At 75.1% G+C, this 25,266-nt stretch carries 19 protein-coding genes and 1 pseudogene; 11 read left to right on the top strand and 9 right to left on the bottom strand.

Going from position 1 to position 25,266, the window contains the following annotated elements; all coding sequences use genetic code 11:
- The first annotated feature begins 341 nt into the window (after window positions 1-341).
- Window positions 342-2,162 (top strand): ABC transporter ATP-binding protein, encoded by a 1,821-nt coding sequence (locus tag ACFZAU_RS33975; protein ID WP_500555367.1) that lies wholly within the window; start codon window positions 342-344, stop codon window positions 2,160-2,162.
- A gap of 40 nt (window positions 2,163-2,202) precedes the next feature.
- On the opposite strand, the gene ACFZAU_RS33970 is transcribed toward ACFZAU_RS33975, so the two are convergent.
- Window positions 2,203-2,682, bottom strand: coding sequence for a winged helix-turn-helix transcriptional regulator (locus tag ACFZAU_RS33970; protein WP_500464260.1), 480 nt, complete (start codon window positions 2,680-2,682; stop codon window positions 2,203-2,205).
- Window positions 2,683-2,846: 164 nt separating this feature from the next.
- Between ACFZAU_RS33970 and ACFZAU_RS33965 the strand changes: the two genes are divergently transcribed.
- The 3 genes from ACFZAU_RS33965 (at window position 2,847) to ACFZAU_RS33955 (ending at window position 5,049) form a co-directional block, all read left to right on the top strand.
- The gene (locus tag ACFZAU_RS33965; RefSeq protein ID WP_500555366.1) at window positions 2,847-3,203 is read left to right on the top strand and encodes an MmcQ/YjbR family DNA-binding protein; all 357 of its coding nucleotides are present in this window, start codon (window positions 2,847-2,849) and stop codon (window positions 3,201-3,203) included.
- On the top strand, window positions 3,200-4,228 hold the full coding sequence (locus ACFZAU_RS33960) for a TIGR03617 family F420-dependent LLM class oxidoreductase (protein WP_500555365.1): 1,029 nt from the start codon (window positions 3,200-3,202) through the stop codon (window positions 4,226-4,228). The genes ACFZAU_RS33965 and ACFZAU_RS33960 overlap by 4 nt, the downstream gene beginning before the upstream one ends.
- Before the next feature lie 137 nt (window positions 4,229-4,365).
- Window positions 4,366-5,049, top strand: coding sequence for a RibD family protein (locus tag ACFZAU_RS33955; protein WP_500555364.1), 684 nt, complete (start codon window positions 4,366-4,368; stop codon window positions 5,047-5,049).
- Window positions 5,050-5,535: 486 nt separating this feature from the next.
- On the opposite strand, the gene ACFZAU_RS33950 is transcribed toward ACFZAU_RS33955, so the two are convergent.
- Window positions 5,536-6,336: a CDP-alcohol phosphatidyltransferase family protein gene (locus ACFZAU_RS33950; protein ID WP_500555363.1), complete on the bottom strand. Its 801-nt coding sequence runs from the start codon at window positions 6,334-6,336 to the stop codon at window positions 5,536-5,538.
- 115 nt (window positions 6,337-6,451) lie between these two features.
- Between ACFZAU_RS33950 and ACFZAU_RS33945 the strand changes: the two genes are divergently transcribed.
- From ACFZAU_RS33945 to ACFZAU_RS33925, 5 genes and pseudogenes are all read left to right on the top strand, one after another.
- Window positions 6,452-7,432 (top strand): zinc-dependent alcohol dehydrogenase, encoded by a 981-nt coding sequence (locus tag ACFZAU_RS33945; protein WP_500555362.1) that lies wholly within the window; start codon window positions 6,452-6,454, stop codon window positions 7,430-7,432.
- Window positions 7,433-7,456: 24 nt separating this feature from the next.
- Entirely contained in the window at window positions 7,457-7,855 is a 399-nt protein-coding gene (locus tag ACFZAU_RS33940) for a 6-pyruvoyl trahydropterin synthase family protein (protein WP_499604441.1), read from the top strand.
- On the top strand, window positions 7,852-8,976 hold the full coding sequence (locus ACFZAU_RS33935) for a glycosyltransferase family 4 protein (RefSeq protein ID WP_500555361.1): 1,125 nt from the start codon (window positions 7,852-7,854) through the stop codon (window positions 8,974-8,976). Before ACFZAU_RS33940 ends, ACFZAU_RS33935 begins: the two co-directional genes overlap by 4 nt.
- Window positions 8,973-9,824, top strand: a complete 852-nt coding sequence (locus tag ACFZAU_RS33930) for an SAM-dependent methyltransferase (protein ID WP_500555360.1) — start codon at window positions 8,973-8,975, stop codon at window positions 9,822-9,824. The genes ACFZAU_RS33935 and ACFZAU_RS33930 overlap by 4 nt, the downstream gene beginning before the upstream one ends.
- Window positions 9,821-10,648 (top strand): annotated as a pseudogene (locus tag ACFZAU_RS33925) (lysylphosphatidylglycerol synthase transmembrane domain-containing protein); the annotation flags it as partial. The gene ACFZAU_RS33930 and the pseudogene ACFZAU_RS33925, both read left to right, overlap by 4 nt.
- A gap of 110 nt (window positions 10,649-10,758) precedes the next feature.
- Here ACFZAU_RS33925 and ACFZAU_RS33920 read toward each other — a convergent pair.
- The 3 genes from ACFZAU_RS33920 to ACFZAU_RS33910 form a co-directional block, all read right to left on the bottom strand.
- On the bottom strand, window positions 10,759-11,268 hold the full coding sequence (locus tag ACFZAU_RS33920) for a GNAT family N-acetyltransferase (RefSeq protein WP_500555359.1): 510 nt from the start codon (window positions 11,266-11,268) through the stop codon (window positions 10,759-10,761).
- Between the two features lie 89 nt (window positions 11,269-11,357).
- The gene (locus ACFZAU_RS33915) at window positions 11,358-12,809 is read right to left on the bottom strand and encodes an MDR family MFS transporter (RefSeq protein ID WP_500464251.1); all 1,452 of its coding nucleotides are present in this window, start codon (window positions 12,807-12,809) and stop codon (window positions 11,358-11,360) included.
- Between the two features lie 142 nt (window positions 12,810-12,951).
- A complete protein-coding gene (locus ACFZAU_RS33910; RefSeq protein WP_500555358.1) occupies window positions 12,952-13,728 on the bottom strand; it encodes an enoyl-CoA hydratase-related protein in 777 nt (258 codons plus the stop codon).
- 134 nt (window positions 13,729-13,862) lie between these two features.
- Here ACFZAU_RS33910 and ACFZAU_RS33905 point away from each other — a divergent pair, with 134 nt between their 5' ends.
- On the top strand, window positions 13,863-14,648 hold the full coding sequence (locus ACFZAU_RS33905; protein WP_500464249.1) for a tyrosine-protein phosphatase: 786 nt from the start codon (window positions 13,863-13,865) through the stop codon (window positions 14,646-14,648).
- Window positions 14,649-14,925: 277 nt separating this feature from the next.
- Here the strand turns inward: ACFZAU_RS33905 and ACFZAU_RS33900 are convergent, their stop codons facing one another.
- Window positions 14,926-15,912, bottom strand: coding sequence for an NAD-dependent epimerase/dehydratase family protein (locus tag ACFZAU_RS33900; RefSeq protein WP_500555357.1), 987 nt, complete (start codon window positions 15,910-15,912; stop codon window positions 14,926-14,928).
- Window positions 15,913-16,150: 238 nt separating this feature from the next.
- On the opposite strand from ACFZAU_RS33900, the gene ACFZAU_RS33895 reads away from it, so the two are divergent.
- On the top strand, window positions 16,151-17,803 hold the full coding sequence (locus ACFZAU_RS33895; RefSeq protein ID WP_500555356.1) for an amidohydrolase: 1,653 nt from the start codon (window positions 16,151-16,153) through the stop codon (window positions 17,801-17,803).
- 59 nt (window positions 17,804-17,862) lie between these two features.
- On the opposite strand, the gene ACFZAU_RS33890 is transcribed toward ACFZAU_RS33895, so the two are convergent.
- Genes ACFZAU_RS33890 through ACFZAU_RS33880 form a run of 3 tightly spaced genes read right to left on the bottom strand, consistent with a single transcriptional unit; the run spans window position 17,863 to window position 24,951 of the window.
- The gene (locus tag ACFZAU_RS33890; protein WP_500555355.1) at window positions 17,863-18,843 is read right to left on the bottom strand and encodes an ATP-binding cassette domain-containing protein; all 981 of its coding nucleotides are present in this window, start codon (window positions 18,841-18,843) and stop codon (window positions 17,863-17,865) included.
- Window positions 18,840-21,614 (bottom strand): hypothetical protein, encoded by a 2,775-nt coding sequence (locus tag ACFZAU_RS33885; protein ID WP_500555354.1) that lies wholly within the window; start codon window positions 21,612-21,614, stop codon window positions 18,840-18,842. The genes ACFZAU_RS33890 and ACFZAU_RS33885 overlap by 4 nt, the downstream gene beginning before the upstream one ends.
- Window position 21,615: 1 nt before the next feature.
- The gene (locus ACFZAU_RS33880; protein WP_500555353.1) at window positions 21,616-24,951 is read right to left on the bottom strand and encodes an FtsX-like permease family protein; all 3,336 of its coding nucleotides are present in this window, start codon (window positions 24,949-24,951) and stop codon (window positions 21,616-21,618) included.
- Window positions 24,952-25,266 lie beyond the last annotated feature (315 nt).

Raw genomic sequence — 25,266 nt, 5'->3', positions numbered from 1 at the left:
TGTCATTCGTGACAAACCCGCTGGTTGCGTTTGCGGCACAGCAGGCGCGGAAGGGGCGAGGGCACGCCGCCCGGCCGCCCCCCGTCGGGGCCGCGCCGCCCGGGGCCCCGCCCGTGCGCCGGGAAGCCTCCGTGCGCCGTGCCGCGGGGCCGGAAAACGCTTGGACTCCACCCCGGCCCTCGCGGGACACTGCCACGTCCGGACCGCCCACCGATCGCACGCCGGCCTCGTCGCGAGCCGCGCGGACCGCCGGCCCCGGTCGAGCGCCGCGCCGCGACGGTGGCAGCGGCACCTCCCGGACAAGGACGCGGCAGCGCGCCGCACGACACCGCAGGGTGGAGATGGGAACGCCTGAATCGCACAGGTTCCGGAAGTCCAGGGGCCCGGTGCTCCTGGCACTTCGTCACTACGGAAGGGAACTGGCCCGGCTCCGGCGGCTGACGCTGCCGGCGATGCTGTCGCCGGCCCTCGGCAACATCGGCATCAACTACGTCGCGCCGCTGGTCGTCGCGAAGCTCGTCGGCGGGTTCGTCGACGGCACCGCCCCCGGCCTCGGCAGCACCCTGCCCTACGTCCTGGTCTTCGCCGGCGTGCTGTTGCTCGCGGAGACGCTCTGGCGGATCGGCCTGCACTGCCTCAACCGCCTCGACGCCCTCGGCATCGAGCACCTGTACGTGGTGGGCATGGACGAGCTGTTCGCCAAGGACGCGTCGTTCTTCCACGACAACTTCGCCGGGTCCCTCACCAAGCGGGTGCTGAGCTTCGCCTCGCGCTTCGAGGAGTTCGTCGACACGCTGACCTTCAACGTCCTCGGCAGCTTCGTACCGCTGCTGTTCGGGTCGGTGGTGCTCTGGGCCTACGAACCGCTGCTGGTGGTGGGCCTGTTGGTGATGATCGCGGTGACCGGGCTGTGCGTGGCGCCCCTCATCCGGCGGCGCCAGGCGCTGGTCCGCCGGCGCGAGGAGGCCATCGCCCGGGTGTCGGGGCACGTCGCCGACAGCCTCATGAACATGGACACCGTCCGGGCGTTCGCCGCCGAGGAACGCGAGGCCGCCGAGCACCGCTCCCGCGTCGCCGAGTCGCGCAGGCTCACGCTCAAGTCGTGGGACTACGGCAACCTGCGCATCGACACCCTCGTCGCACCGCTGTCCGTGCTGACCAACGCGCTCGGCCTGCTGCTCGCGGTCACGCTCGGCGCGGGCACGCACGGCGTGGAGGCGGTGGTCGTGGCCTTCACCTACTACTCCAACGCGACGCGGATCATGTTCGAGTTCAACCAGATCTACCGCCGCCTGGAGAGCTCGATGACGGAGGCCGCGCAGTTCACCGAGCTGCTGCTGGAGCCGCCCACCGTTCTGGACCCGCCCGCGCCGGAGCCGCTGCGGTCCCGGGGCGCGGGCGTCAGCTTCGAGCGCGTGACGTTCGCCCACGGGGGCGGTAAGCCGCTCTTCGACGGGCTCGACCTGGCCGTGCCCAGCGGTGCGCGGGTCGGGCTGGTCGGCCGGTCCGGCGGCGGCAAGACCACGCTCACCCGGCTGCTGCTGCGGATGAACGACATCGACGGCGGCCGGATCCTCGTCGGCGGGCAGGACATCAGCCGGCTGCGCCAGGCCGACCTGCGCAGCCTGATCTCCTACGTGCCGCAGGACCCCGCGATGTTCCACCGCTCGCTGCGGGACAACATCGCCTTCGCCCGGCCGGACGCCACCGAGGGCGAGATCCGCCGGGCGGCCCGGGCGGCCCACGTCACGGAGTTCGCCGACGCGCTGCCCGGCGGCTTCGACACCATGGTCGGCGAGCGCGGGATCAAGCTCTCCGGCGGACAGCGGCAGCGGGTCGCCCTCGCCCGGGCGATCCTGCGGGACGCGCCGATCCTGCTGCTCGACGAGGCGACCAGCGCCCTGGACTCGGAGAGCGAGGTCCTCGTCCAGGAGGCGCTGTGGCAACTCATGGAGGGGCGGACGGCGCTCGTGGTGGCGCACCGGCTGAGCACGGTCGCCGGCATGGACCGGCTGGTCGTCCTGGACCGCGGGCGCATCGTCGAGCAGGGCACCCACCAGGAGCTGCTCGCGGAGGACGGGGCCTACGCCAAGCTGTGGCAGCACCAGTCGGGCGGCTTCCTCGACGACGCCGCCGCCGAAGCGGCGGCCGACCTGCACTGAGGCGGGCCGTACGACCGGGCGGGCGCCCGTCGCCCGCCGGTCAGGCCGCCCCGGAGGACTGCATGACCGCGATGGAGACGTCGGCGCCCGGCACCTCGCGACCGTCGTCGGTGAGGAAGCCGACGTGCACGGCCTGGCCGGTCGAGTGGGTACGCCGGAGCGCGGAGGGGCCGGACGGGCGGGGCCGGTGGCGGTCGCCCCACTGCTGGAGGGAGGCCATGACCAGGTCCAGCTCCCGCCCGGCGTCGGTCAGGTGGTAGCTCTGCCGCTGCCGGCTGCCCGGCTCCTGGTAGGTGCGGGTGCACAGCACCCCGGCGTCGACGAGCAGCTTGAGCCGGGTGCTGAGGAGGTTGGGCGCGATGCCGAGCGAGGCCTGGATCTCGGCGAAGCGGTGCCGTCCTGCGAAGACCTCGCGCAGCACCAGCAGGGACCAGCGCTCACCGAGGATCTGCAGGCTGCGCTCGATGGAGCAGGCCGGCTGGTCCTCCTCGGGACCCGACACGTGCCGTCCGGTCGCCATCGCCGCTCACCTCCTGGACGTCGTGGACGCCGCCCGGTCACGTGCTCGCGACCGCGCGGCGGGGAAGGACAGTCTACACCTAGGTTTCCTCTTGCTACTCAGCCCCGCCGGAGCGGCGCACACGCGGCGCGCCCGTTGTCGTAGGCGATGGCTACGGTGGGCGCATGCCCGATTCCGAAGACGTCCGACGCTTCGCCCTCTCGCTGCCCGAGACGGTGGAGAAGGAGGCCTGGAACATGCCCACGTTCCGGGTCGCCGGGAGGATGTACCTCACGCTGCCCGACGACGAGTCCTCCTTCGCGGTGCGCTGCCCCATGCACGAGCGGGGCGAGCTGATCGCGGCCGAGCCCGGGAAGTTCTGGGTCCCGCCGCACGAGGCCGGGTCGAACTGGGTGCGGGTGCGGCTCGCCGCCCTGGACGACATGGACGAGCTCCGCGACATCGTCGCCGACTCCTGGCGGCAGGCCGCGCCCCCGCGGCTCACCGAGGCGGCCGGCCCGGCGGCGGGAGCCGGCGCGTGACCACCGCGACCGCGCCCCTCAAGGCCGACTTCACCTTCACCGGCCCCGTCGAGCGGACCGCCGACGCGGCGGCCCGCGCCGAGGCGCACGGCGCGGACGGCGTGCTGGTCAACGAGATGCGGCACGACGCCTTCCTCCAGCTCGCCCTCGCCGCGGGCGCCACCCGCCGGGCCGACCTGGTCAGCGGTGTCGCGATCGCCTTCGCCCGCAACCCGATGACGGTGGCCACGGCCGCGTACGACGTCCAGCGGCTCTCCGGCGGGCGGCTGACCGTCGGCCTCGGCTCGCAGGTCAAGCCGCACATCACCCACCGCTACGGCATGCCATGGTCGAGGCCCGCCGCTCGTATGAAGGAGTTCGCGGGCGCCCTGCGCGCCATCTGGCACAGCTGGCAGACCGGCGAACGGCTGCGGTTCCGGGGCGAGTTCTACACCCACACCCTGATGACGCCGATGTTCGACCCCGGGCCCCTGGCGTCCGGCCCGCCCCGCATCTGGCTCGCCGGCGTCGGCCCGATGATGACCGCCGTCGCGGGCGAGGTCGCCGACGGGCTGATCTGCCACGCCCTCACCTCCGCCGACCACCTGCGGCAGGTCACCCTCCCCGCCGTCCGCAAGGCCCGGGAGTCCTCCGAGCACCCGGACCGGCCCTTCGACGTGGTGTGCAACGCCCTCGTCGCGACGGGACGCACCGAGGAGGAGTACGCGGCGGCCCTCACCGCCACCCGCGAACGGATCGCGTTCTACGCCTCCACCCCCGCCTACCGCGCCGTGCTCGACCTCCACGGCTGGGGCGGCCTCCACGACGAACTGCACCGGCTGTCCGTGCGCGGCCGCTGGGCGGAGATGGGCCGGCTGGTCGACGACGACGTCCTCGGCGCCTTCGCCGTCCACGGCGAACCGCGGGCCGTCGGCCGGGCCGTGCGCGAGCGCTTCACGGGCCTGTGCACCCGCGTCACCGTCTCCCTCTCCCACGAGGCCGACGACACCCTCGCGCTCGACGTGCTCGAAGGGGTGCGCGACTGACGGGCGGCGGACCGACGCACCGACGCGGCCTGACCAGGCCGCACGATGATCGGAGGAGCCTACATCCATCCGGCCCCCGGCACCAGACTTACGAAAGCTTCACGTGCGCGAACGCCGGCGTGCGGCAATGTGTCCCCATGAGATCGCGCCCGTACGTACTGATGTCCGTGGCCTCCTCGCTGGACGGATGCCTGGACGACACGAGCACGACCCGGCTGCTGCTCTCCAACGAGGAGGACTTCGACCGGATCGACGAGGTCCGCTCCGGGATGGACGCCATCCTCGTGGGGGCCAACACCATACGGTCCGACGACCCGCGGTTGCTGGTGTGTTCCGCCGAACGCCGCGAACGGCGCGTCCGCGCCGGGCTGTCGCCGACACCGCTCAAGGCGACGGTCACCGAGAGCGGCAAACTCGACCCCGGCGCCCGGTTCTTCACCACGGGGGAGTGCGAGAAGGTCGTCTACACGACGTCCGGCGCGAGCGACTGCGTCCGCGAACGCCTGGGCGACCGCTGCTCCGTCGTCGACGCCGGAGAGCCGCTGGACGTCCGGCTCCTGCTCGCCGACCTCGCCGCGCGCGGCGTCGAACGGCTCATGGTCGAGGGCGGGGGCGTCGTGCACACCATGTTCCTCAGCGCCGGAATCGTCGACGAACTCCACCTGGTGTACGCGCCGTTCTTCGTGGGCCAGGCCGACGCCCCGCGCATGGTGCACCCCGCGGTCTTCCCCCAGGGCCCCCAGCAGCGGATGACGCTCGCGGAGACCCGGCAGATCGGCGACGTGGTGCTGCTGCGCTACCTGCCGCGCCAGGACGCCTGAGCGCACCGGCGCGGTGGGCGCCGTGCGCGCGCCGGGCGTCGCGCCGCGACAGCCGAGCCAGGACGTGCGGCCGCCCGCCGGGCGGCGGCGTGTTGAGCCGGTCGGCGCTCAGGGGCCCGGCGACACCGCGGTGAAGCGGTGGCGGCGCTCTTCGCCGATGGGCCCGGAGCCTTTGACATCCCGGTGAGGGCCGGCCTGCCTCGCGGGCAGTGGCCTGCGGCATGCCCCGGTCCCCTGCGAACTCCGACCGTGTCGCCCGTGCGTGGCCGACCCGGGTCCCGGCCCGACGCCGGCGGCCCCGGACCGGTGGTGCGGGGACGTCCGGCCGTCGGCAGCCACGTGGTGCGGCCGGGCCCACGAGCGGGGCCTGCCGTCCGGCGGTGCCGCGCGTCGGTCTGCGGCGTGGCCCGGGGCGAGTCGTGCGGCCACGACGGAGCTATCGGCCCCGGCGGCGGAGGGCGCTGCCGGGGCCCCTGACGCGGCGGGTCAGGAGGCGGGGCCGCCCGCGGAGGCGGAGACCAGGACGCGGATGTCCTCCTCCGCCGCGCCGGCCGGCGCCGGGCCCGCCGTGGACCGCGGGGCCGGGCGGTGGCGCCACAGCCAGAGCACGTCACGGCCGAACGACCACACCAGCGACGCCAGCGCCAGCACCGTCAGCCCGGCCGAGGCCCCCGCGGGCAGCAGCCCCGAGCAGGCGAGGAGCAGGACGACGCCCTGCAGCGCCGCCACCGTCTTGCGGGCGAAGCTCGGCGGGAGCGGGGCGTTGAGCCACGGCAGCACCCAGGCCGCCGCGACGAAGGCGTACCGCATGGCGCCGATCACCAGCACCCACGGGCCCAGCGTGAAGGCGAGCCGCGCGCTGAGCACGAGGATCAGGAAGGCGTCGACCTCCATGTCGAAGCGCGCGCCCAGCGCGGACGACGTGCCCGTGCGCCGCGCGACCTTGCCGTCCACCGCGTCCAGGGCCAGCGCCACCGCGGTCAGCCCGGTGAGCAGCGGCGCACCGTGCGCGACGCCTCCCGCCACCATGGCCGTCACACCGCCGACGAGCACCGCACGGGCCAGGGTGACGTGGTCGGCCGGGCCCAGCGAGCGGCGCCCCGCCCCCCGCAGGCCCGCGGCCAGCAGCGCCCAGGTGCCCGCCGCGTAGACGGTCCCGGTCAGCCAGCCCACGGCGTCCAGGCCCACGGTGGCCCACAGCGCGGCGAACAGCGCCAACTGGGCGGCTGCCGCCCCGGCCTGCTCACGGCCCGCGGTGCCCCCACGGAACTCGGATCCAACGGTCATCACGGTCATGAGACGTCCCCGCTTGTCGCCTGTGCGGCACAGCCGCGTACGGTCGGGCCCGGCACCACCTGGATGGCCGGTGTCTGTTGCCCGCCATGGAGTACGGAGGAAAACGGTGGAGCGTTCGGCGCGCGCGTTCTGGCTTCGCGAACCAGGCGAGGGGGAGGTCAGGGAGGTGCCCCTGCCGGAGCCCGGTCCGGGGGAGGTGCTGGTGCGCACCCTGTACTCCGGGGTGAGCCGCGGCACCGAGACCCTGGTCTTCCGTGGCGGGGTGCCCGTGAGCCAGCACCAGGCGATGCGGGCGCCGTTCCAGGACGGCGAGTTCCCGGCGCCGGTGAAGTACGGCTACCTCAACGTCGGCCTCGTCGAGCAGGGGCCGCCCGAGCTGCGGGGCCGCACCGTCTTCTGCCTCTACCCGCACCAGACCCGCTACGTCGTCCCGGCCACCGCCGTGACGCCCGTGCCCCAGGACGTCCCCGCGGGACGCGCGGTGCTGGCGGGCACCGTCGAGACCGCCGTCAACGCGGTGTGGGACGCCGGCCCGCAGATCGGGGACCGGATCGCGGTCGTCGGCGCCGGCATGGTCGGATGCAGCGTCGCCGCCGTCCTCGCGGGCGTCCCCGGGACGCGGGTGCAGCTCGTCGACGTCGACCCCTCGCGCGCGGCCGTCGCCGAGGCCCTTGGTGTCGGCTTCGCCCACCCCGACACCGCCGAGGACGGCTGCGACCTGGTGGTCCACGCCAGCGCCACCGAGGCGGGGCTCGCCCGCTCCCTGGAACTCCTGGAGCCGGAGGGCACCGTCGTCGAGCTGAGCTGGTACGGCGACCGGCCGGTCGCCCTGCCGCTGGGCGAGGCCTTCCACTCCCGCCGCCTGGTCGTGCGCAGCAGCCAGGTCGGCACCGTCTCACCCACGCGCCGCACCCGGCGCACCTATGCGGACCGGATGGCACTGGCCCTGCGCCTGCTCGCCGACCCGGTCTACGACGCCCTCGTCACCGGCGAGAGCGACTTCGAGGAACTGCCCCTGCTGATGAAGAAGATCGCAGGCGGTGAACGTTCCGTGCTCTGTCACCGTATTGCCTACCGTCCCGGTTAGGCCCCTGGGGAAGGTTGTCCTCGCGTGTTCAGTATCACCGTCCGCGACCACGTCATGGTCGCCCACAGCTTCCGCGGCGAGGTCTTCGGACCGGCGCAGCGGTTGCACGGCGCGACGTTCCTGGTGGACGCCACGTTCCGCCGCCCGGAACTCGACGACGACAACATCGTCGTCGACATCGGCCTGGCCACCCAGGAGCTGGGCGCGGTGCTCGCCGCGCTCAACTACCGCAACCTCGACGACGATCCGGACTTCTCCGGCATCAACACCTCCACCGAGTTCCTGGCGAAGGTCATCGCCGACCGGCTCGCCGACCGCGTGGCGGCGGGCAAGCTCGGGGCGGGTGCGCACGGCCTGACCGGCATCTCCGTCACGTTGCACGAATCGCACGTCGCCTGGGCGAGCTACGAGCGTTCTCTGTGAGGACGCCCTCGCGTCCGGCCGTCCCCGCTCCGGCGGGGGCGGCCCCCGCCCACGTCGTCCTCCCGGGCGACGTCGACGACGCCACCGCGCCCAGCGGCGGCAACGTCTACGACCGCCGCCTGACCCAGACCCTCGCGGGGGCGGGCCGGCCGCTGCGGGAGATCTCCGTGCCGGGCGCCTGGCCGCGTCCGGACACCGCCGCCCGCCGGGCCCTGGCCGCGGCGCTCGCCGCGGTGCCGGACGGCGCCGTCGTCCTGCTCGACGGGCTCGTGGCCTGCGGCGTCCCCCAGATCGTCGTCCCGCAGTCGCGCCGGCTGCGCACCGCCGTCCTGGTCCACCTGCCGCTCGCCGACGAGACCGGCCTCGACCCCGCGGCCGCCCGCGAACTCGACGCCCTGGAACGGCAGACCCTGCGGGCCGCCGCCGCGGTCGTCGCCACCAGCCCCTGGGCCGCCCGGCGCATCGCCGAGCGGCACGCGCTGCCCGCCGGCCGGGTCCACGTCGTCATCCCCGGCACCGACCCCGCGCCGCTCGCCCCCGGCACGCCACAGGGCGGGCGCCTGCTGTGCGTCGCCTCGCTGACCCCGCGCAAGGGCCACGACCTGCTGGCCCGGGCCCTCGCCGCCGTCGCCGACCTGCCCTGGACCTGCCGCTTCGTGGGCCCGCTCGGCCGCGACCCCGAGCACCTCGCCCACGTGCGCGAACTGCTCGGCCGGCACGGCCTCGACGACCGCGTCCACCTCACCGGCCCGCTCACCGGCGAGCCCCTCGCGGCGGAGTACGCCGCCGCCGACCTGCTCGTCCTGCCGTCCCGCGCCGAGACCTTCGGGATGGTCGTCACCGAGGCCCTGATGCGCGGCACCCCCGTACTGGCCACCGCCGCCGGGGGCGTGCCCGACGCGCTCGGACGGGCACCGGACGGCACACCGCCCGGCCTCCTCGTCCCCCCGGGGAACACCACCGAACTCGCCGCGGCGCTCCGCCGCTGGCTGGACGACACCGGCCTGCGCGGCCGCCTGCGGGCGGCCGCCCGCGGCCGGCGCGAGACGCTGCACGGCTGGGAGCACACCGCGCGGCACATGGAAGCGGTGTTCGAACTGCTGCGGGAGGGAACCCGATGACCACGTCCGACACCGCCCCCTTCACACCGCACTGGCTCGCCCTGCGCGAGGACGCCGACGCCGCGGCCCGTGCCGCGGACCTGCTCGTCCCCCTCCGCGAGCACCTCGCGGGCGCGCCCCGCGGCACCGGCCCGCTCGTCGTCCGCGACCTGGGCTGCGGCACCGGCTCCATGGGCCGCTGGCTCAGCGGACGCCTCCCCGGACCGCAGGCCTGGATCCTCCACGACCACGACCCCGCCCTCCTCGCCCTCGCCGCCGCGAGCCTGACCGGCCTCACCGCGGGCGGCGGCCCCGTCACCGCCGAGACCCGCGAGGGCGACCTCACCCGGCTCACCGCCGACGACCTCGCCGGGACCTCGCTCGTCACAGGCTCCGCACTGCTGGACCTGCTCACCGCCGACGAGATCGACGCCCTCGCCGCCACCTGCACCGCCGCCGGGGTCCCGGTGCTCTTCGGCCTCTCCGTGGTCGGCGAGGTCGAACTCGGGCCCGCCGACCCCCTCGACGCGGACCTCACCGCCGCCTTCAACGCCCACCAGCGGCGCACCTGCGGCGGCCGCGCGCTGCTCGGCCCCGACGCCCTCGACGCCGCCGCCCGGGCGTTCACCCGGTACGGCGCCGCCGTCACGACCCGGCCCAGCCCCTGGCGGCTCGGCGCGGACCGGTCCGCGCTCACCGCCGAGTGGCTGCGCGGCTGGGTCGGCGCCGCCGTCGAGCAGGAGCCCGGCCTGGCCGCCCCCGCGGAGGACTACCTGCGCCGCCGCCTGGAGGACTGCGCCGCCGGGCGGCTGACCGCCGTCGTCGGCCACGGCGACCTGCTCGCCCTGCCCGGAGGTGGGGCCCGGTGAGGCGACGACTGTGGGCCTGGCTGCGGCTGCTGATCGGCGCGGGCATCCTCGCCGCTCTCGTGTGGCGGCTGGGCACCGGGGCGTTCGTCGACGGCCTGCGCGTCGTCGACGTCCCCGCCGTCCTCGCCGCCCTGGCGGTCGGCCTGTTCACCACCGTGACGAGCGCCTGGCGCTGGTGCCTGGTGGCCCGGCGGCTCGGCCTGCGGCTCCCGCTGGCCCGGGCGGTGTCCGACTACTACCGGGCGCTGCTGCTCAACGCGGTCCTCCCGGCCGGCGTGCTCGGCGACGTCGACCGGGCCGTCCGCCACGGCAAGCACTCCGGCGACGTCGGCCGCGGAGTGCGCGCCGTCGTCCTGGAGCGTGTCGGCGGCCAGGTCGTCGTCCTCGTGCTCGGCGGGGCCGTCCTGCTCACCCGGCCCACCCTGGTGACGGCCATCGCCGGCGACCTCCTGCCGGGCCGCGTCGCCGCGGAGGTCACCGCGGGCGTGCTGACGGCCGTCGCGGTGCTCGGCGGATGGCTGCTGTGGCGGCGCGGCGCCCGGGGACGGCAGGCGCTCGCCACCGGCCTGGCCGACGTCCGCAGCGGGCTCCTCGCCCGCGGTACCTGGCCGGGGGTGGTCGCGCTGTCCGCGGCCGGACTCGCCGGCCACATTGCCCTGTTCGTGGTCGCGGCCCGCGTCGCCGGCTCGACGGCGCCGGTCACCACGCTCGTACCGCCGCTCGTCCTGGCGCTGCTGGTGATGGGACTGCCCGTCAACATCGGCGGCTGGGGCCCGCGCGAGGCCGCGGCGACGCTCGCCTTCGGCGCGGCCGGACTGGGCGCCGCCCAGGGCCTCGCGACCGCCGTCGTCTACGGGGTCCTCACCCTCGTCTCCAGCCTCCCCGGCATCGCCGTGCTCGCCCTCCCCGGCCTGCGCGCGCTCGCCGCCCGCCTTCAGCCCGCGGAGGACGGCGCCGTCCCGTCCCCCAGGTCGCGGACGAACCGGAGCCCGGGACGGCCGCTCAGCTCGACCGTGCCGGCCGGCACGAACCCCGTACGGGACAGCACCGTGCGCGAGCCCGCGTTGTCCAGCGTGGTGACCGCCCGCAGCGTCGCCAGCCCGTACTCCCCGGCCGCCCGGGCGCACACCTCGTGAACCGCGGCCGTGGCGAGCCCCCGCCCGGCCGCGCTCCCGGCGATCCGGTACCCCAGCTCCGCCGCCCCGTCGGCCACGTCCACCAGGTTGATCCGGCCCAGCACCTCGTCGTCCGCGCCGACCAGCACATGGAAGTGGCAGAACCCGGACTCCTGCTCGGCGAGCAGCGCCTGGTGCCGCGCGTCGAAGTGGGCGAAGTAGTCGTCGCCCCGGTCCGGTATCGACGCGGCGAAGTACGAGCGGTTCGCCCGCTCGAACTCCAGGACCGCGGCGGCGTGATCGGTACGGAGACGTTCCAGACGAGGCATGCCCCGATGCTAGGGCCGCACGGCGCGGGAGGACTCGGCGGGCCGCAGACCTCTGACCGGCCGGTGACGGAGCACCGGCCGGCGGGGGGTCAGGAGGCGGGCGAGGGGGCCGTGCCGGGGCGGGCGTGGCGGCCGGCGCGGGGGGTCTCGACGCCCAGGGCGTCCTTGTCGGAGACGAAGAGCGCGGCGACCGCGGAGATCAGGGCCAGGCCCGTGCAGAGCAGGAAACCGGCGTGGTACGCGCCCAGGTCGGCCGTGGTGGTGCCGCCCGCGGTGACGGCCGTCGTCCCGACCGCCGTGAGCAGCGTGGCGATGAGCGCGGTACCGAAAGCACCGCCCAGTTGCCGCTGCATGTTGAACACCGTCGCGGCCCGCCCCGTGGAGGGCGCCGGGATCGTGGCGAAGGCGGCGTTCTGCGCCGACATCATCACGTGCCCGATGCAGTAGCCGAGGACGAAGAGCACCCCGCGCAGCACCCACGGCGAGGTCGCCGTCGTGAACCCGGTCATCACCGCGACGCAGACCCCCATGCCGGCCGAACCGCCCACCATGAGCCACCGCGGCCCGATCCGCCGGTACAGACGCGGGGCGACCTGCGCGGCGGCCATCACGCCCACCGCCTCCGGCCAGGTGGCCAGGCCGCTCTCGAAGGCGCTGAAGCCCAGCGCCTCCTGGAGGAACATGGGGTAGAGCCACACCGTGCCGAGGAAGACCGCGCTGAGCGGGAACATCACGACGGTGTTGGCCCGGAACAGCCGGTCCCGGAACAGCTCCAGGTCCAGCATCGGCATCGGGATCCGCCGTTCGACCAGCACCATCGCGCCGAGCGCCGCGATCCCCACGAGCAGCGGCACGAGGATGCCCGCGGTGCCCCAGCCGTCCTTGGCGCCGTTGGTCAGCGCGTACAGCGCGAGCGCCAGCCCGCCGCCCGCCAGCAGGAAGCCGACGAGGTCGAAGCGGCCGGGGCGCTCCAGGCGGTAGTCCGGCAGGAAGAGCAGGCCGAAGACCACGGCCGCGGTGCCGACCGGCAGGTTGACCAGGAACACCCAGTGCCAGGACACGGCGTCGCACAGCCAGCCGCCCAGCACCGGGCCCACGGCCGGGGCGACGGCGGTCGGCACCATCAGCGCCCGCTGCGCCTTGATCCGTTCCGCCGGCGGGTACGCCCGGAAGAGCATCGTCTGGCCGACCGGCACGAGCAGACCGCCGCCGGCGCCCTGCAGGATCCGGTAGAGGGTCAGCTGTTCGAGGCTGGTGGACATCGCGCACAGCGCCGACGCCCCGGTGAAGGCGACCAGCGCGGCGAGGAACACCCGCCGGGTGCCGTAGCGGTCGGCGAGCCAGCCCGCGACGGGGATGAAGACCGCCAGGCTGACCAGGTAGCCGATGTTGACGCCGCCCAGTCCGGAGGCCGGGACGCCGAAGTCCTCCCCGATGGCCGGCACGGCGACGTTGACGATCGTGGTGTCCATGATCGCCATGAACAGCGCGGCGACGAACACCACGGCGACCGCGACGGTCGGCGGAATCCTGCGTGCCAAAAGGAAGCTCCTCGCTCGGGGCGCCTCCTGCGCGCGGCGGACCGCGTCCGGACGACACCGGTCACGGCACCAGACAAGCCCGGACTCCGGACCGCCGCACGCCGGACTCACCCGAGTGGGGTACTGCCGGTCCCCGGCGTCGTCAGCGGCCGGTCCAGCGGGGCGGCCGGCGTTCCAGGAACGCGGCGACGCCCTCGTGCCGGTCCTCGGAGGCCAGCACCGTGCGGGTCGCCTCCTCGGTGGCCCGCCAGCCGAGCGCGTCGGAGCCGGACAGCCACGCGTCCATCGCCACCAGGCTCGCCTGCACCGCGACCGGGGCGTTCTCGCAGACGCGCGCGGCGAGTGCGAGCGCGCCCGCCAGCGCCCCGCCCTCCTCGGTGATCCGGTTGACCAGCCCCGCGGCGTACGCCCGCGAGGCGTCGACGGGGTCGCCGGTGAGCACCATCTCCCGCGCCAGGTTGACGGGCAGGGCGCGCGGGCCGCGGAACAGCCCCGCGCACGTGGGCACCAGCCCGAGCCGGACCTCCGGCAGCCCGAACCGGGCGGTCGACGCGGCGACCACCAGGTCGCAGGCGAGGACCAGTTCCAGCCCGCCGCCCAGCGCGGCGCCCTCCACCGCGGCCACCAGCGGTTTGCGGCGGTGACGGCGGATCAGCCCGTACTCGCCGCCGCGTTCGGTGACGTAGTCGCCGATGGCGTTCAGGTCGCTGCCGGCGCTGAAGACCCCGCCGGAGCCCGTGAGCACCCCGGCCCACAGCTCCGGGTCGTCCTCCAGGGTGTTGAACGCCGCGTCGAGCGCCTCGGCGAGGTGCCGGTCCACGGCGTTGCGCTTGTGCGCCCGGCACATCCGGACCACCAGCACGCGGCCGTGCCGCTCGGTGCGCACCAGCGGCTCCCCGGGCGGCTCGGGCTGGGCCATGGCTGGCACCTCCGGTCGGTGGTCGTCCGGGGCGTCCCGGGGGTCAGCCGACGATATCCCCCGGGCCGCGGCCGCCGGTGGACCGGGGCGCCCGCGCACGGCACGATGGCCAGGGAGTGCACGAGGAGGGCGCCTTGGAGGCGACGCAGGACGGACCCACCGGTGAGACGCCGCGCTGGGTCGAACTGGCGGAGGTCGACAACATCCGCGACTTGGGCGGCCTGCCCGTTCGCGGCGGGGGCACGACCCGGCGGGGCGTCGTGTTCCGGGCGAGCACCCTCCAGGAGGCCACGGCGGGCGACGTCGAACTCCTCCTCGGCCGCTACGGGCTGCGCACCGTCCTGGACCTGCGCGGCCCCGACGAGGCCGCCCGCGAGGGGCACGGCCTGCTGGCGGACACCGCGGTACGCAGGATGAACCTGCCGGTCAGCCGGGTGCGGGCGCTGGTCACCGACGCCGTCCCCGTGACGACCGCGGACGACGGCGACGCGATCGGCTTCTACCTCGGACTGCTCGACGGCAGCGGTGAGTCGCTGGTCGCCGCGGCCCGCGTCGTCGCCGACACCGACCAGCACGCGGTCGTCTTCCACTGCGCCGTCGGCAAGGACCGCACCGGCGTCCTCGCGGCCCTCCTCCTCGATGCGGTGGGCGTGCCCGCCGCCGCCATCGCCACGGACTACGCGCTCACCGCGCAGCGCGTCGTCCGCATCCGCGCCCGGCTGACCCGCTTCCCCTCCTACCGCGACCTCCCCGCGGTGGAGCACGCCTTCATGGCCTCCGAGCCGCGCGTCATGCGCCGCTTCCTCGCCACGCTCCACACCGCCCACGGCGGCGCGGATGCCTGGCTGCGCGAGCGCGGCCTGACGGCGGCCGAACTCACCCGCCTGCGCGAGGTCCTGGTCGCCCCGGCGACCCCCTGAGCCCGGGCTCGCACGGGGGCGGGGCAGCGCCTCGCCCTGCCGACGCGGGCTGCCTCCGCGCCCCTTGGAGGACAAGTAATGCGAGGGTCGAGATGCCGTCACACGCATGCCTGCGCCGCTTGGTCGGGGACCGTACCGTGGCGCCAAGGCCCGTGCGCCTGGCGCGGTTCGGCAACGCCGTCCACGTCGCGCACGCCCTGAGCGATGCCGCACGCGCACGTGCGAGCGGCATCGCTCAGGGCCGGGCGGTCACCGGCCCGTCCGTACGGCCGGGGGCTCAGAGGCCGAGGGCCTTGGCCTCCTTCGCCGGGTCGAGGCCGACCGTGGGGCGGTCGGGGCGCTGCGGGGCGGTGCCGCCGAGGGAGCTGAGCCACTGCCAGGTGTCGGCGACGGTCTCGGTGACGGGGCGGCAGCGCAGGCCGGTGGCCAGGGCGCGGGAGACGTCGCCGGTGTGGAGCGTGTCGTAGAGCTCGCCCGGGGGGAGCCAGACGGGCAGCTCGCTCCAGGGTTCGATGCCCGCGGCCAGCACCGCTTCGGGGTCCGTCCAGCGCAGTTCGGCGTCGGAGCCGGTCACCGCGGCGCAGGCGGCGAGGAGTTCGCCGGTGGTGGTGTGCCCGGGCGGGCTGACGAGGTTGTAGGCGCCGCCGAGGCCGGACCGCACGGCGTCCAGGACCCACGCGGCGAGGTCGCGGACGTCGATGTACTGCAGGGGCAGGTCGCGGGGGCCGGGGGCGAGGACGGGGCCGCCGCGGGCGATGCGGCCCAGCCACCAGGGCAGGCGGCCGATGTTCTCGTAGGGGCCGAGGATGAGGCCGGCGCGCACGAACAGGGCGTGGTCGCCGAAGGACTCGGCCGCGGCGAGTTCGCCGCCGCGCTTGGCGCGGGCGTAGTCGACGTCGGCTCCGTCGCCGGGGGAGGCGTTCACCACGGGGCCGTCCTCGTCGAGGCCGGCGGTGGCCGGGTAGGTGTACACGGAGCGGCTGGAGACGTAGGCGTACGTCCGGGCGCGTCCGGCGAGGAGGCGGGCGGTCTCGCGTACGGTGGCGGGCGCGCCGGACCAGGTGTCGAGGACGGCGTCCCACTCGCGGTCCTCCAGGGCGGCGAGGCCGCCCTCGGTGCCGCGTTCGCCGAGCAGTTCGGTGGCGCCGGGCGGCGCCTGGTGCCGGCCGCGGTGGAACACCGTGACCTCCCAGCCCCGCTCGAGCGCGTCCTCGACGACGGCGCGTCCCACGAACTCCGTACCACCCAGCGTCAGCAGCTTCATAGGGGCCACTGTGCCCTGTGGCGCGGCGGGACGTCGGCGATCACGCTGTGGGCGCAATCGTGCGGGGAGTGCGGTGGGCCGCGGGCCGGCCGGTCCCGGTGGTGGCCGCGTGCGGCACGTACCTGCGACGCTCTCCCTGCCGCGCCACGCACGCGGCACCCGCGGCCACCCTGCCCGTGTCCTTGTCCCCGCCCCTGCCCTCGCCCCCACCGCTGCCCCCGTCCCTGGAGCGCCCGCCATGTCCCAGTCCCCTGCCGACCTCGTCCTGACCGGCGGCCCGGTGCACACCGTCGATCCCGTCCTCGGCCGGGCGACCTCGGTGGCGGTGCGCGGCGGGCGGATCGCCGCCGTCGGTCACGACGAGGTGCGCGAGCTGATCGGGCCCGGCACCGAGGTCGTCGACCTGGCCGGGAAGATGCTGCTGCCCGGGTTCCAGGACGCCCACGTCCATCCGCTCGTCGCGGGGATCGAGTTGGGCCAGTGCCATCTGGCGGAGGTCCACGAGGCGGGGGAGTACCTGCGGCTGGTCCGTGCGTACGCCGACGAGCACCCCGGCGCCGAGTGGATCACCGGTGGCGGCTGGTCGCTGGACGCCTTCCCGGGGGGCACTCCCACCGCCGCGCTGCTGGACGGGGTGGTCCCCGACCGTCCGGTGTTCCTGCCCAATCGCGACCACCACGGGGCCTGGGTCAACTCCCGTGCGCTGGATCTGGCGGGGATCACCCGGGACACGCCCGATCCCGCGGACGGCCGCATCGAGCGGGACGCGGACGGCAATCCCACGGGCATGCTGCAGGAGGGGGCCCTCCATCTGGTGGGGCGGCTCCTGCCGTCCGTCACGGCCGCCGAGCGGACGGCCGCGTTGCTGCGGGCTCAGCGGGTGCTGCACTCCCTGGGCGTGACGGCCTGGCAGGACGCCATCGTCGGCGACTACGCGAACATGACGGACCCGGTGCCCGCCTACCACGCGCTGGTCGCCGACGGGCTGCTCACCGCACGGGTCGTGGGCGCGCTGTGGTGGGACCGGGACCGCGGCGCCGAGCAGATCCCGGAACTCGTGGAGCGGCGGGCCGCCGTGAGCCGGGGCCGGTTCCGCGCCACCAGCGTCAAGATCATGCAGGACGGCATCGCGGAGAACGGGACGGCCGCGCTGCTCGGTCCCTACCTCACCGCCTGCGGTTGCGCCTCCGGCAACAGCGGCATCAGCTTCGTGGATCCGGTGGCGCTGGCCGGGCACGTCACCGCACTGGACGCGCTCGGCTTCCAGGTGCACTTCCACGCGCTCGGTGACCGTGCCGTGCGTGAGGCGCTGGACGCGGTGGCGGCCGCGCGTTCGGCGAACGGGTTCCAAGACACCCGGCACCACCTGGCGCATCTGCAGGTCGTCCACCCCGATGACGTCGCCCGCTTCCGGGCGCTGGGCGCCTCGGCCACCGTCCAGGCGCTGTGGGCGGCCCACGAGCCGCAGATGGACGAGCTGACGTTGCCCTTCCTCGGGCCCGAACGGGCGGCGTGGCAGTACCCCTTCGGTGATCTGCTCCGGGGCGGCGCCACGCTGGCGGCCGGCAGTGACTGGCCGGTGAGCAGTCCCGATCCGTTGCAGGCGCTGCACGTCGCGGTCAATCGCCGTACGCCGGACGCCCCGAAGGGCACGCCGGTGTTCCTGCCGGCGCAGCGCGTCGACCTGGCCGCGGGGATCGCGGCGTACACCGCGGGGAGCGCGTACGTGAACCACCTGGACGACACCGGGACGATCACCCCGGGGAAGCTGGCCGACCTGGTCGTCCTCGACCGGGACCCGTTCGCCGGGCCGCCGGAGGAGATCGCGGCGGCCCGGGTGCTGCAGACCTTCGTGGGCGGGGAGCGGGTCCACGTGGCCGCGGACGCGTAGCCCCGTACGCGTCGGCGCGTCGGCGCGTGGGCCCGTGGGCCCGTGGGTGCCCGGGATGGTCAGTCCTGTTCGGGGAGGTCGGGGCGGACGGCGATGTGGTCGGGTTCCAGTTCGAGCATGACGCGGTTGCGGATGTCGAGGGCGTGGGTGAAGTCGCGGGGGAGCTGGAGGCGGCCGGAGCGGTCGACGGTGGCGTACTCGCTGGCGTGGACGGTGGTGCGGCCCTGGTCGTCGACGCTGGTGCGGCGGACGACCTCGGAGGCGGTGCGGCCGTCGCGGATGGCGACGGTGCGGTCGACGGCGGTGGCGACGGCCTGGTCGTGGGTGACGACGACGATGGTCGTGCCGAGTTGCTCGTTGGCGGTGCGGAAGGCGCCGAAGACCTGTTCGCCGGTGGCGGAGTCGAGCTGTCCGGTGGGCTCGTCGGCCAGCACGAGCGAGGGGTGGTTGGCCAGGGCGACGGCGATGGCGGTGCGTTGCTGTTCACCGCCGGACATCTGCTGGGGGCGGCGGTCGGCGGCGTAGCCGACGCCCATCATGTCGAGGAGTTCGGCGGCGCGCTTGGCGCGTTGGCCGCGGCCCTTGACGCTGCCTGCGAGGCGCATGGGCAGGACGACGTTCTGCAGGGCGGTGAGGTAGGGCAGCAGGTTGCGGGAGGTCTGCTGCCAGACAAAGCCGACGACCTCGCGCTGGTAGCGCAGGCGTGCGCGGGCGTCGAGGTCGAGCAGGTCGAAGCCGGCGACCGAGGCGGCTCCGGCGGTGGGGGTGTCGAGCCCGGCCAGGATGTTGAGCAGGGTGGACTTGCCGCTGCCCGAGGCGCCGACCAGGGCCATCAGTTCGCCCTGCTTCACGAGCAGGTCCAGCCCCTGGAGGGCCTGGACCTCCACGCCCTGGGCGGTGAAGATCCGCACCAGCCGGTCGCAGACGATCAGGGCGTCGTGCCCGTAGGCGGGCTCCTCCCGGCTCTCGGTGACGCGTCGTTCCAGCTCCGCCAGTGTGACGCGGCCGCGCTCGGCGGTCCCGGACGTGTCCTGACTCATGATCGTTCCCCCATCCGGAGTTCGGTTCCTTCTCCCCGTCGTCCTGTCAGCCAGGCCTGGACGGCCAGTACCGCGCAGGCCAGTACGACCAGCCCGGTGGCGGGGACCAGCAGTGACGCCGCGTCGGTGCGCAGTACGGCGCCCGACAGGTCCGTGGCGGGCGTGCGGACCGTGAAGGCGAGTGCGACCAGGTCCACGCCGGGACGTACCAGCGGCACCGTGGCCACGCTCACCAGGACACCGCCGAGGGCGCCGAGCAGGACCTGCGGGAGCATCTCCAGGACGGCCAGCCACTGCCGCTGACCGCTCGTCATGCCCATCGTGCGCAACCGGGCCAGCAGCGCCTTGCGTTGCGGCGCGTTGTGCAGCAGGGACAGCAGCAGGGCGAGCACGCTGTAGCCGGCGCCCGCGGCCACGGCGGTCAGGTACACGTGCCGGGCGCCGCTCTGGAGCGCCGACGTGGTGCCGTACGAGGCGCGTTGCTCGGGTCGCAGCGTCACCAGTGCCTTGGGTGCGGCCTTGGCCACGACGCCGCGCAGTGCCTTGGCGTCGATGCCGGTGCCCGTGACGTAGAACACGGAAGGTCCGTGGGCGGGTTCCTTGGTGGCGGGCGCGACCTTCGCCAGGGCGGCCCGTGACACGATGAGGAACTCGTGGTTGGGGGCGGCCGGGGTGGCGTCCTGTGTGGCGACGATCCTGGCCATGACCCGTCCGACGGATGACCTGACGGTCTCCGGGTCGCCGTCGCCGTTGCCGAAGGACCGGGCGACCGCCGGGGAGGCGATGGCGGGGATGGCCTCCTGTGTCCCGGCGCGCAGTTCGCCGGCGGGGAACGAGGAGCCGAGGCCGGTGGCGGCCACGAGGCGGGCGTACGGTTCGGGGTCGACGACCAGCAGGTCGAACCGGGTGCGGCTGTTCATGATCTGCTGTCCGGGCTCGACGCGGACGCCGGTGACCTCGCGTACTCCGGGGACCTTGCGGACCCGGTCGTCGAGTCCTTGCGGCAGAGCACCCAGGCTCTGCACGCGGGCGTCGGCGCCGACGGCTGTGACGGCGGCGCGGTCGCGTCCGGTCTCGACGCCGGCGAGTACGGATCCGCCGAAGGAGGTGACGGTGAGGGCCACGAGTACGGCCAGCAGTGGCAGGGCGGTGGTGGAGGGGGCGCGTCCGGCGCGGGCCAGGCCCAGGTGCAGCACGGGCCCGTCGAGCCGTGCGAAGGGCCGTGCCAGGAGCCGTACCGGCCAGGGGTACAGGCGCAGCAGTACCAGGGCGGCGACCATGGCGAGCAGTACCGGTGCCGCGGCGGTCAGCACGTCCGCGCCGCCGTCGGCGGTGCCGCGCTGCCGCAGGGCCACGACGGCGCCCGCGACGACGACCACGACGGCGAGTTCGGCGACCGTACGGCGCCGGGAGGGCCGCATGGCGACGATGTCCTCACGCTGGTCGGGGCGCGGCCGGCGGGCGGTGACCGCGGCCCGCAGGGGCAGGCCCACCGTGGCCAGGACGGCGACGGCGGCGGCCGACCACACGGCGAGCGCGGAGCGTTCGGCGGGCAGCAGGAGCAGTGCCAGGGCGAGGCCGGCCGCCGCGGAGGGCACGGCCACCACGGCGGTCTCGGCGAGCAGCCGGCCGGTGAGCGCGCTCATGCTGATGCCGCGGGCCCGCAGCAACGTGAACTCGGCGCGGCGCCGGGCGGCTGACAGTCCGGCGGCCATCAGCAGGACGACGGCGGCGACGGTGCCCACGCCCACGGCGGCGACCAGGATCAGGGGCTGCGCGGCGGTGCGTTCGGTGACGAAGGGGCCGAGGTGTTCGCCCAGTCCCTGCTCCTCGACGTGCAGGCCGCGCTGCTTGGCCTGCAGGCGTGCCCCGTCCGGTCCGGAGGTCAGGGCGGCGAGCCGGTCGTTCAGCGCGGGGACGTCGTGCGCGGTGAGCGCGTCGACGTCGGCGGGGTGGTGCCAGTAGGCCTCCGCGCCGTCCTGGAGGCTGAGCAGGGCGGTGGTGGCCCTTTCGTCGATGAGGGCGGAGAAGTGCCAGTAGCGGGGAGGGCTGCCACCGGGGTTGGGCAGTGTGCGCGGGTTGGGCGCGCGCAGGTCGGGTTCCGCGTTCCACCATGCGGCGTCCGGTGCCTGGGGAGCGACGATCCCGGTGACGTGGACGGTCACCTCGGATCCGACGGCGTCCTGGAGGTGGAAGGCCGAGCCGGTGCCCAGTTTCATGACCTTGGCGGTGCGGTCGGTGATGACCGCTTCGACGCTGCGGGTGTCGGTGCCCGGGTGCGGCAGACGTCCCTCGAGGAGCCGGGTGTTCGCCGCGAGGCGGGGCTGGGCCACCAGGGTGCCCTTGGGGGGGAGCGGGTTGTCCGAGGGGAAGCGGGGCAGTCCGGGGTCGGTGGCTGCCGTGTCCACGGAGCGCACGCCGTACACGGTCTGGTCGCGTTCGAGTGTCAGCGGGGGCTTCACGCGGCGCTGGAAGAGGGTTTCGGTCTCCTTCAGCGACGGCGGGGTGAGCAGGCCCTCGGCGTCGAAGGGGGCGGACAGCCGTGACACCTGGAGCGACATGGTGACGCTGCGGCCCGGCAGTGGGGCCTGTGACACGGTGTCGCGCAGTGCGGCGTCCTCGTATCCGTCGACGGCCCGCGGGAGCGCGGCGGCCAGGAACGCGGTGACGAGGACCAGCGCGGCCAGGGCGAGGGTGCCGCCGGGGGCGGCGCGCAGCCGGGCGCGGATCCAGGAGACGTCACCGTTGCGCGGGGTACGGGGCTCGGCCACGTCATTCACCTCCTTGGCGCCGCAGCGCCTGGGCCGGGTCGGCGGACCGCCACGCCGTCAGCATGACGCCCAGCAGGGGCAGTGCGGTGATGGTGATCATCAGCAGGGCGAGCGGACCGGACGGTAGGTGCACCCGTACGTCGGGGACGGGGCTGCGCGCGTCCGCGGTCAGGATGATCAGGGGGACGACCAGGCGGGTCAGCAGCCCGCCGAGCAGGGCGCCGACGCCCACGGCGACCAGGATGACCAGGCCCTGTTCGACGGCGATCACCCGGGCGAGCCAGCGGCGCGGGGTGCCCAGCGCTCGCAGCATCGCGAATTCCTGGGAGCGTTCGCGCAGTGCCCCGGCCGCCGCCACGATGTAGCCGAGCGCGGCCAGCACCACGGCGGTGACGACGGCGGCGGGCAGCGCGGACAGCGGCCCGGCGCCGAGCGGATCGCGTTGGAGTTCGGTGCGCTGCCGGTCGCGGACGAGGAGCGTGGTGATGTCGCCGCGGTCCTGCAGCGCGGAGGCGACGCGGGCGGTCGCGCCCGGCTCGGCCGCCAGCCACCACTCGCCGGGCACCAGGGAGCCCTGGCCGTTCCCGCTGAGGAAGGCGTTCGCCGAGTGCAGGTCGATCAGCAGTGCGCCGCCGTCGGTGCCGTCGGTCTTGGGTGTGACGGTGGGCAGGGCGCGTACGGCGGCGGTGACGCGGACCGGCACGGTGACGCCGGCGAGGGGGACCCGCACCGATTCGCCGGCCTTCGCGTTGACCGCCCGCAGGAAGGTGTCCGTGGCGACGGCCGACAGGGTGGCCGGGGCCTCGGGTTCGGAGCTCAGGATCACGGAGGCCTTGTCGTGGCCGCCCGGCACGTAGTCCTGGCGGGACATCCGCCCGGTGTCGAACTCGACGGCGAGCGGCGTGCGCGGGCTGGAGTCGGGGGATTCCGTGCCGGCGGCGACGTAGCCGTCGTAGTTCAGGTAGTCGGGGTTGCCCATGGTGGCGCTCGCCTTCCACGACGAGCCCTCCGGGACCGGGACGGGCCGCGTGGTGCCGTCGGCGGACTCCGCCCGCAGGGCGGTGACGGAGAGCCGGTGGTGCTCGGTCCGCTGGGGCAGGGTCCATTCGGCCTTGATCCGGGTCAGGCGCAGCGGCCCGGCCGGGCCGGCTCCGGGGGCCCGGCCCGCCTCGGTGCCGAAGTCCGCCGGCAGGACGTGCGCTGTGCCGTCGGCGGGGACGTCGCCCAGGGCGAGGGTGTAGGGGATGCCGTAGCGGTCCGTGAACGTCGCCGACATGCGGGCGGTGACGCCGCTGCCGTTCGGCCGGCCGTCGGGGTCGGAGGTCTGCGTGCGGACGGTCAGGAGGAGGCGCGCCGTGTCGCGGGGCAGGGTGAATCCGGCGTCCCGTGGGGCGGTGTCCTGCGGGCGAAGGGTGCGCAGCACCTCCTGGAACGGCCGGTCGGTGAGGTCGTCGCGCAGGCCGGTCACCTTGGAGGCGGCGGTGGTGTCCAGGGTGAGCACCGTCGCCTCGCGGCCCTGGGGCAGCGGCGCGATGCCGCGGTTCGCGGGGGCCGCCGCGGCGACGCCGGGTATGTGGTCGTAGACGCCGCCCTGTCCGAACGGCGGTGTCGAGGTGCCGGTCACGCGGATGTCGGCGCCCACCGAGAAGTCCGCCTGGTCGCTCTGGGACCGCTCCCATGTGGCGCTCTCGCCGATCGCGAACATGCTGATCGACACCGCGAAGACCAGCAGCAGGGCGGGGCCCGCGCCGCGCCCGGTACGCCGCGCCAGTTGCCACCCGGCCAGCGCCGTGGGCAGGCCCGGCGAGCGGGCGGCCCGCCGCTCGCCGAGCCGGGCCACCAGCGGCAGCAGGCGCAGCGCCAGCACCGCGCCCGCCAGCAGGCACAGCGCGGGCGCCACCACCAGGACCGGGTCCACGCCCAGCGCGCCGGTGGTGTCGGTGGTCAGCGCGCCGGACCCGCCGCCGCGCCGCGACAGCTGCCAGTAGCCCAGGCCGGCCACGAGCAGCAGCGCCACGTCCGCCCCCGCCTGTACGGCACCCGGCAGTGCGCCCTTGCGGGTCCGTGCCTGCCGTTCGAGGGAGTAGGTGCCGGTGCGGCGCAGCGCCGGCGAGGCCACGGCCGCGCCGCAGGCGAGCGCCGCCGCCACGCCGGCCCACCAGGCCGTGGCGTACGGCACGTCCAGCCGCACGTCCGCCCGTGCCAGGGCCCCGCGCCCGGCGAGCAGCCGCACCAGCGGGCCGGCCAGGAGCGGTGCCGCCACGGCCGCGGGCAGCGCCAGCAGCAGCGCCTCGGCGGCGGCCAGGCCGGCGATGCGGCTCCGGGAACCGCCACGGGCCCGCAGCTGGGCGGTCTCCTCGGAGCGTTCGCCGGCGAGCAGGCCCGCCACGAGCATCAGCGCCAGACCGGCCAGGACGATCAGCTGCAGGACGCTGATGAGCAGGGTCGAGCGGCTGACGAGCAGGGTGCGGCCCAGGTCGTCGGCGAGCGCGGGCAGTTCGCTGCTCGCCGTCGTCTTCCCGTCCAGCTTCTTGTCGTCCAGCCGGTCCACCGTCCGGCGCACGTCCTGTCCGGCCCGGTCGAGCCGGGCGGCGGTCACGGCGGAGAAGTCCGCCCAGGCCGCCCACTGGACCTCGCCGGCCGGGACCGCGCCCGCCGTGAACGCCCGCGGGTCCACGAGCATCGGGCCGTAGGTGGTGAACGACAGCGTCCGTACGCCGCGGCCCTCCAGCGGGTCGAGCCGCCAGTACAGGGCCGCCGGGTCGGTGGGCCGGTACAGGCCGGTCAGCCGCACGCGCAGCGACGGCCCGCCGCGGCGGTCGGCGAGCGTGATCACCTCGCCCGGCGTCACACCGAGCGCCTTCGCGGCCGACTCGGGCAGCGCGACCGGCACCGGTCCCCCGGCCTCCGGCGCGTCGGGGAGGCTTCCGCCGACGACGGTCACCCGGGAGCGGTCGAACGTGGCGAGCAGGGTGAGGTCCGGGTTGTCCGACCGCGGCGCGCCCGCGGGGCGCAGGCTCTCGGGCAGTCCGTAGGCGCCCGAGCGGGTGCTGGCGGAGATCCGCACCGGCAGTCCGTCGTAGGCACCGGTGAGGGTCTTGCGCACCTGGGTGTCCAGGCGGGCGGCGTCCTGCCCCGTCACCTCGGACGTCACGTCGATCCGTGTCCTGGCCGCCGACGGCCCCTGCAGCGCGCGCCGCAGCCCCGCGTCCCCGACCGCGTCGTTGAACGCGGCCAGCGCGGTCACCGCGCAGGTGGTCAGGACGACAGACAGCAGTGCGGCGGCGAGCAGCAGCCGGTGCGCGCGCAGGCGCAGCAAGACGAAGCCCGGCACCATGCCCCCCGTTCTCGATGCCCGTAACAGTGTGTTGCGAGTGGTCGACCAGCTCACCGCGGAGCGGTGAGAGTGACACAGACTACGCCCATGTCATGACGTGATCGCACACGTGTCCCCAAGGCCACCCAACGGCGGGGTCACGAAATGCCGCCGGGCTGATCATCGCATCCCGGGGCCGCCTCCGGTGCCACCGTGTGAACAGTGGCACATGGGTTTCCCCTTATGCTGACCGGCATGAGTGAGGGACTGCTGGAACGGCGTGAGGGCCCGGCGGGCGACGGGGCGGCCTCCGAGGCGATGGTCGTGGTCGAGGAC

The sequence above is a fragment of the Streptomyces sp. NPDC008238 genome, from assembly GCF_042956445.1.
GTDB lineage: Bacteria > Actinomycetota > Actinomycetes > Streptomycetales > Streptomycetaceae > Actinacidiphila.
Note: the sequence above shows the minus strand (reverse complement) of the source record. Positions and strands in the feature narration are given on the sequence as shown.

Bases quoted from the DNA above. Each gene is read 5' to 3' on its own strand.
- ACFZAU_RS33975 (WP_500555367.1), top strand. From the start codon at position 342: ATGGGAACGCCTGAATCGCACAGGTTCCGGAAGTCCAGGGGCCCGGTG.
- ACFZAU_RS33970 (WP_500464260.1), bottom strand. From the start codon at position 2,682: ATGGCGACCGGACGGCACGTGTCGGGTCCCGAGGAGGACCAGCCGGCC.
- ACFZAU_RS33965 (WP_500555366.1), top strand. From the start codon at position 2,847: ATGCCCGATTCCGAAGACGTCCGACGCTTCGCCCTCTCGCTGCCCGAG.
- ACFZAU_RS33955 (WP_500555364.1), top strand. From the start codon at position 4,366: ATGAGATCGCGCCCGTACGTACTGATGTCCGTGGCCTCCTCGCTGGAC.
- ACFZAU_RS33950 (WP_500555363.1), bottom strand. From the start codon at position 6,336: ATGACCGTTGGATCCGAGTTCCGTGGGGGCACCGCGGGCCGTGAGCAG.
- ACFZAU_RS33930 (WP_500555360.1), top strand. From the start codon at position 8,973: ATGACCACGTCCGACACCGCCCCCTTCACACCGCACTGGCTCGCCCTG.
- ACFZAU_RS33920 (WP_500555359.1), bottom strand. From the start codon at position 11,268: ATGCCTCGTCTGGAACGTCTCCGTACCGATCACGCCGCCGCGGTCCTG.
- ACFZAU_RS33910 (WP_500555358.1), bottom strand. From the start codon at position 13,728: ATGGCCCAGCCCGAGCCGCCCGGGGAGCCGCTGGTGCGCACCGAGCGG.
- ACFZAU_RS33900 (WP_500555357.1), bottom strand. From the start codon at position 15,912: ATGAAGCTGCTGACGCTGGGTGGTACGGAGTTCGTGGGACGCGCCGTC.
- ACFZAU_RS33895 (WP_500555356.1), top strand. From the start codon at position 16,151: ATGTCCCAGTCCCCTGCCGACCTCGTCCTGACCGGCGGCCCGGTGCAC.
- ACFZAU_RS33890 (WP_500555355.1), bottom strand. From the start codon at position 18,843: ATGAGTCAGGACACGTCCGGGACCGCCGAGCGCGGCCGCGTCACACTG.
- ACFZAU_RS33880 (WP_500555353.1), bottom strand. From the start codon at position 24,951: ATGGTGCCGGGCTTCGTCTTGCTGCGCCTGCGCGCGCACCGGCTGCTG.